Here is a 5,957-nt window from a genome sequence, read left to right on the forward strand (position 1 = left end):
CGCCGCGGCTGCTGGAGCGGTTGCGACCACGGCCGGCGCCGGCACCGCTGCGCCCTCCCGGCCCGGGCCCACGACGACCACGCCACCGGATGCCGCGACACCGGACTCCGCGCCGACCAGGACCGAGCAGGCCGACTCCGGACCGTCCCCGTCGGCAAGCCCGGCCGCCGCCCCTGCCGCCCCTGCCGCGCCAGCTGCGCCGGCCGCTGCTGCGACGGCCACCCCGGCCGCGCCGGCCGCTGCGCCGGCCACCCCGGCCACCCCGGTCTCCGCCGGGGAATCGCCGCAGTGGGGAGTCCCCTCCGGCCGCGGCTCGACCGCACACCACGCCCCGGCGGCGCCGTCCGAGACCCCGCAGGCCGTCGCCCCCGCCCCGACCGAGCGCCAGCCGGCGCAGGAGTCGCCGCACGCCGGGTCGGTGCCCGACGCCTCCCGGTACCGGGACTTCGAGTACGGCCGCGACCACGCCCCCGCCGAGCGGTCCTCGGCGTCCCAGTGGCTGGTCCTCGTGGCGCAGGTCCTCGCCTCCGCCGTCGCGGGCGCCGCGCTGTTCATCGGCTTCCAGCTGCTGTGGCGCGACCTGCCGTGGGTGGCCATGGCGCTGGCGATCGTCGTGATCGTGGGCCTCGTGGCCATGGTGCGGGTGCTGCGCCGGTCTAACGACAAGGTGAGCATCGCGCTGGCGGTGATCGTCGGGCTGGGCGTGACCTGCGGGCCGCTGCTGCTCAGGGTGGTCACCTGACGGTCCCGCCGGCCTCGTCCTCCGCCCGCACCCGCACCGGTGCGGGCGGAGTCGTCTCCGAGGGGGAGAGCCCGCCGGATCCGGCGCAGGCGTGTGGCACTGTGGAGTCCATGACGAGAATCGCAGTGGTCGGTGGCGGGCGCATCGGCGAGGCCCTCATCTCAGGACTCCGGGACGCGGGCACGGAGGCCTCGGACATCGTGGTGATCGAGGCCGTGGAGGCCCGAGCCGCCGAACTGAGCAAGAAGTACAACGTCCTGGCGACCGGCCTGGACATCGGCTGCGAGGGCGCGGACGTGATCGTCGTGGCCGTCAAGCCCGGCGACGTCCCCGCCGTGGTCGAGCGGATCGGCAACGCGATCTCGGACAGCGTCCACGAGTCGATCGTGGTCTCGCTGGCCGCCGGCGTCCCCACCTCGGTGATGGAGAACAGGCTCAGCGCCGGCTCGCCGGTCATCCGGGTCATGCCCAACACGGCGATGCTCGTGGGGCAGGGCGTCTCCGCGGTGTGCAAGGGCCGATTCGCGCGGGACGAGCACCTCCGGCAGGTCGTGGAGATCATGGAGAGTGTCGGCACCGTCGTCGTCGTCAACGAGGGCCAGATGGACGCGGTCACCGCGGTCTCGGGCTCCGGCCCGGCCTACTTCTTCCTCCTCGCGGAGGCGCTGGTCGACGCCGGCGTGGAACAGGGGCTCCCGCGGCACGTCGCGCTGACCCTGGCGACCGGCACCGCGCTCGGCGCGGGCGCCATGCTCGCCGGGGGTGGGGACGGGCCCGCCGACCTGCGCGCCGCCGTCACCTCCCCGGGCGGCACGACGGCGGCGGCGATCAGGCGCCTGGAGGCCGGCGGGCTGCGGTCCGCGGTGGCCGAGGCGGTGGAGGCCGCCGCGACCAAGTCCCTGCTCCTGGCGGAGACGGCGCGGAAGATCGACGACGACGAGGACGACGACTAGCCGGGACGGCCCATGACGGCCCGCCGGGTGAGAGCTGAGCCACCCGGCGGGCCGTTCCGGTTAGCACAATCCCTGTTCAGAACGGGTGAGCGGGGGGCGGAGCGGCGTGTCGGAGAAGTTATTTGCCCACTCCCGTCGCATTGATCACACCCTTCACGCTAGGCTCATGCCCAGCACGTGCGTGTCCGTACCGCAGGAGGGGAAGCCTGCGGCACGACGCGTGCCACGAAGGGTTGTGACGATGGCGACTAGCGACAAGACCGATGGCGGCACTCAGGCGTCTGGGGGTTCCCAGTTCCTGACCGTTGCCGAGGTCGCCGCGCTGATGCGGGTGTCCAAGATGACGGTCTACCGACTGGTCCATTCGGGCGAGTTGCCCGCGGTGCGGGTGGGGCGGTCGTTCCGCGTGCATTCCAAGGCGGTCCACGAGTACCTGGACACCTCGTACTTCTCCGCCGGCTGAGCGCTCCGGCCCGGTTTTCGTCGCGACCCTGCCTGCAGGTAGTCTGGACGGGTTCCGTCCCGGCTGAGCGGCCCGCCAGGTAGCCGGAGCGATAGTCAGCGATAGTCAAGGTCCACGACAAGAAGTCGACAGGTAGGTGACCCCGATATGGGTTCTGTGATCAAGAAGCGCCGCAAGCGTATGTCCAAGAAGAAGCACCGCAAGATGCTCCGCCGGACGCGTGTGCAGCGTCGGAAGCTCGGTAAGTGAGTCCGGCGGCTGCTCGATAGCGCCCGGACCCGCGCCCGCGGCGGATGCCCGTCACCTCCACGAGGTGGCGGGCATCCGTCTGTCTGCGGGCTCGAGGGGTGTCCCGGCCGTGAGGTCCGTGCACCGGAAGCCCGGGGTGCCCGGCTAGAGTGGGGCGGGTGAACCCCGAAGCCCCAAGCCGTCGGCCCGCCAAGAGGGTTGCGGTCGTGGGCGGCAGTCGCTACCTCGGCGCCCACCTCGTGGGGATGCTGCTCCGGAACGAGTCGGTCGAGCGGGTCCTGGCCATCGACTCGGTCAAGCCGTCGCCGCAGCACCGTCGCCGCATGAGGGACGCCGAGTTCGTCCGCCTCGACCCGCAGTCGCCGCGCCTCCAGGGCATCCTCCGGGATGCGGAGATCGACACGGTCGTCCACGCCGGCCTGCACCAGACCGACTTCGCCCCGGGCGGCCGCGCGGCCGTCAAGGAGGCCAACATCATGGGCTCCATGCACGTCATAGCCGCGTGCGGCCGAGCCGCGACCGTCAAGCGGTTCGTCCTCATCTCCTCGACCACCGTGTACGGCTCCTCCGGCATCGACCCCGCGCTGTTCACCGAGGACATGGCCGCCCGCCGGCAGCCCAGCGGCGGGATCCCCCTCGACCACCTGGCGGTGGAGGGATACGTGCGGGGCATGTCCCGCAAGCGGCCGGACATCGACGTGACCATCCTGCGGATCCCGGCGATCCTCGGGCTGCCCGACCCCACGGTGGTCGGTGAGCTGCTGCTGCCGTCGGTCGCGCCGGTGCTCGCCGGGTTCGACCCGCGCATCCAGCTCCTCCACCCGCAGGACGCGCTGGACGCGCTCCTGCACGCGACCATGGGGGCGACCCCCGGTACCTACAACATCGCCGGCGACGGGGTGCTCACGCTCTCGCAGGCCATCCGCCGGGCCGGCCACGTGCCCCTGCCGGTGTTGCCGCCGACGTTCAAGCTCGCCGCGCGGCTGCTGTCCAGCCAGGGCCTGCGGGACATCGGGGTCTCCCAGCTGCGGTTCCTGCGCTTCGGCCGCGCCGTGGACACCACTCGGATGCGCACCGAGTTCGGGTTCACCCCCCGCTACACCACCGACGAGGCGCTGCACGCCTACCTCGTGGACTCCGGCGCCGAGCCGCTGGTGACTCGCGCGACGCTGGAACGCACGACGGCCAAGGTCGCGGCCCTGCTCCCGTCGCCCGTGGCCCGGCGGCTCCGCGCGGGCGTGGACACGACGCTGGACGAGCTCGAGGCGCTGGGCGCGCTACCGGAACCGCTAGAGGAAGAGGCGCTGTGAAGGGCCCAGAATTCGACCTGAGTCAGCCCCTGGGTGGTCCCCGCTGGGGGGAGGGTCGCCGCGACTCCAGGAGCGACCGCGTGGTGGGGGAGGGCTTCCTCGGCGCCACCACCACCAGCGACGCCGCCGCGACGGAGATCGGCCGGATCGTCGACCGCTTCCTCACGTCCATGCGGTCGTCGATCGGCCAGGTGCTCGAGGCGCTGCCCGTCGACGCCGAGGCGCTCGCCCCCATCCGCGACGTGGCCCGCAACGTGGACGTGATGCTCGCGACCGGCGACGTCAGCGCGCTGTCCGGCATCGTGGACGCCATCAACGGGGCCGGCGAGCTGATCGCCACCCGCGTCACGGGCGCGTACGAGATCGACGAGTTCGGCTTCGACGAGCACTTCCACCGCACCGTCTGGCTGCCCATGTGGCGGCCGATGTTCGAGCACTGGTTCCGCGTCGAGGTGATCGGCGCGGAGAACATCCCCGCCGAGGGCGCCGGGCTCATCGTGTCCAACCACGCCGGCGTCCTGCCGGTCGACGGGCTCATGACCACGGTCGCGGTCAACGACCACGCCGGACGGGCCCTGCGGCTGCTGGCGGCGGACCTGGCCATGACCCTGCCGCTGTCCGCGCCGTTGGCCCGGCGGGCCGGCGCGACCCTCGCCTGCGCGGCCGACGCCGAGCGGCTCCTGGAGAGCGGGCACGTGGTGGCGGTGTGGCCCGAGGGGTTCAAGGGACTGGGCAAGCCCTTCGCCGACCGGTACCGGCTGCAGCGCTTCGGCCGCGGCGGGTTCGTGTCCACCGCCCTGGCCGCCGGCGCGCCGATCATCCCGTGCTCGGTGGTGGGCTCCGAGGAGATCTACCCCAAGCTCGGCGAGATCCCCGCGTTGGCCCGCCTGTTCGGCGTCCCGTACCTCCCCATCACGCCCACGTTCCCGCTGCTCGGCGGGCTCGGCGGAATTCCGCTGCCCACCAAGTGGACCATGGAGTTCGGTGAGCCCATCGAGACCGCGCACCTGGGTCCCGAGGCGGCGGACGACCCGATGGTGGTCTTCGAGATCACCGACCAGGTCCGCGAGACCATCCAGAACACGCTGTTCCGCAACCTCGCCCGCCGCGGGAGCGTGTTCTTCGGCTGACCCGCCGTGCCCGCCGCGCCCGCCGCGTCAGAAGATGCGGCGGATCTGGTCGATCGTGCGCACCCCGTACGACGAGCGGACCGCGGCGCCGGCGCCGGCGAGCCCGCCCAACGCGAGCACGCCCGGCACGGCCTTCTTGGCGGCCTTGCGCACGGTGCGGAAGTCCTTGATGTCCCACCCGTTCTCGGACGCGTACTGGCGCAGCCGCGAATCGGGGTTGATGGCCACGGGATGGCCGACCATCGTCAGCATGGGCATGTCGTTGAAGCTGTCCGAGTACGCGTAGCACTTGGACAGGTCGAAGCCCTCGGCCTCCGCGAGAGTGGAGATGGCGTGGGCCTTGCCGGGCCCGTGGAGGATGTCGCCCACCAGGCGGCCGGTGTAGACGCCGTCCTCCTCCTCGGCCACGGTCCCGAGTGCGCCCGAGAGCCCGAGCCGCGAGGCGATCACCCGCGCCAGCATGACCGGCGTCGCGGTGACCAGCCAGACCTGTTGGCCGGCGTCGAGGTGCATCTGCACCAGGGAACGCGTCCCGGGCCAGACGCGGTCGAGCATCGAGGTGTCCACCACCTCCTCGCTCAGCGCCGTGAGTTCCGCCACGGTGTGGCCCTCCACGAAGCTCAACGCCTTGTCGCGGCCCGCCGCCACGTCGCCGGCGTTCTCCTTGCCGGAGACGCGGAACTTGATCTGCGACCACGCCATCCCCGCGACGTCCTGGGCCGTGAAGAACTTGTGCTTGGCCAGCCCCCGGGCCAGCAGGATGATCGAGGCACCCTGGATCAGGGTGTTGTCCACATCGAAGAACGCGGCCGCCTGCGGGTCCGGGACGAAGGGCGTCTCGGCGTGGTCGTCGTCGGTGACCGTCTCGTCCGTGACCGCGTCCGCGTCCGTGACCGTGGCGTCGGCGAGCGGCGGGTGCGCCCCGGGCTCGGTGTCGGGCGTGAACCGGACCGCGTTCTCGGCGGAGGCCTCACCGGCGAGGCGCTGGCGGCGGGCGCTGCGGCGGCGCCACGCCAGGCGGCCGATCGCGCTGGTAAGGTCCGCCCGGCCGGGGAGCCGGAACCCGGTGCCCGCGCCGTCGGACTCGTCGGTGCCGTCGGTCTCGTCGGT

General features: G+C 72.6%; 6 protein-coding genes and 1 pseudogene. 6 read left to right on the forward strand and 1 reads right to left on the reverse strand.

All coding sequences use genetic code 11. The annotated features are described in order from the left end of the window. The 6 genes and pseudogenes from B4M60_RS07070 to B4M60_RS07095 form a co-directional block, all read left to right on the forward strand. A pseudogene (locus tag B4M60_RS07070) lies at positions 1-742 on the forward strand (hypothetical protein); the annotation flags it as partial. A 110-nt stretch (positions 743-852) separates the two neighbouring features. Beyond that, positions 853-1,695 carry a pyrroline-5-carboxylate reductase gene (gene proC / locus B4M60_RS07075; RefSeq protein WP_291081586.1) on the forward strand — a complete coding sequence of 281 codons (843 nt, stop codon included), beginning with the start codon at positions 853-855 and terminating at the stop codon, positions 1,693-1,695. Between the two features lie 241 nt (positions 1,696-1,936). After that, positions 1,937-2,158, forward strand: coding sequence for a helix-turn-helix domain-containing protein (locus B4M60_RS07080; RefSeq protein WP_291081588.1), 222 nt, complete (start codon positions 1,937-1,939; stop codon positions 2,156-2,158). A gap of 147 nt (positions 2,159-2,305) precedes the next feature. After that, the gene (locus tag B4M60_RS07085; protein WP_003855542.1) at positions 2,306-2,407 is read left to right on the forward strand and encodes a 30S ribosomal protein bS22; all 102 of its coding nucleotides are present in this window, start codon (positions 2,306-2,308) and stop codon (positions 2,405-2,407) included. 206 nt (positions 2,408-2,613) lie between these two features. Beyond that, positions 2,614-3,717 (forward strand): NAD-dependent epimerase/dehydratase family protein, encoded by a 1,104-nt coding sequence (locus tag B4M60_RS07090; RefSeq protein ID WP_291081704.1) that lies wholly within the window; start codon positions 2,614-2,616, stop codon positions 3,715-3,717. Then, positions 3,714-4,847, forward strand: coding sequence for a lysophospholipid acyltransferase family protein (locus B4M60_RS07095; protein ID WP_291081706.1), 1,134 nt, complete (start codon positions 3,714-3,716; stop codon positions 4,845-4,847). Before B4M60_RS07090 ends, B4M60_RS07095 begins: the two co-directional genes overlap by 4 nt. A gap of 27 nt (positions 4,848-4,874) precedes the next feature. Here the strand turns inward: B4M60_RS07095 and B4M60_RS07100 are convergent. Further along, positions 4,875-5,957 (reverse strand): HAD family hydrolase (locus tag B4M60_RS07100; protein WP_414646758.1); only part of this gene is annotated, 1,083 nt, incomplete at its 5' end.

Source organism: Dietzia sp. UBA5065 (assembly GCA_002415925.1).
Taxonomy (GTDB): Bacteria; Actinomycetota; Actinomycetes; order Mycobacteriales; family Mycobacteriaceae; genus Dietzia.

Coding starts and splice junctions, on each gene's coding strand:
- proC (WP_291081586.1), top strand. CDS start 853: ATGACGAGAATCGCAGTGGTCGGTGGCGGGCGCATCGGCGAGGCCCTC.
- B4M60_RS07080 (WP_291081588.1), top strand. CDS start 1,937: ATGGCGACTAGCGACAAGACCGATGGCGGCACTCAGGCGTCTGGGGGT.
- B4M60_RS07085 (WP_003855542.1), top strand. CDS start 2,306: ATGGGTTCTGTGATCAAGAAGCGCCGCAAGCGTATGTCCAAGAAGAAG.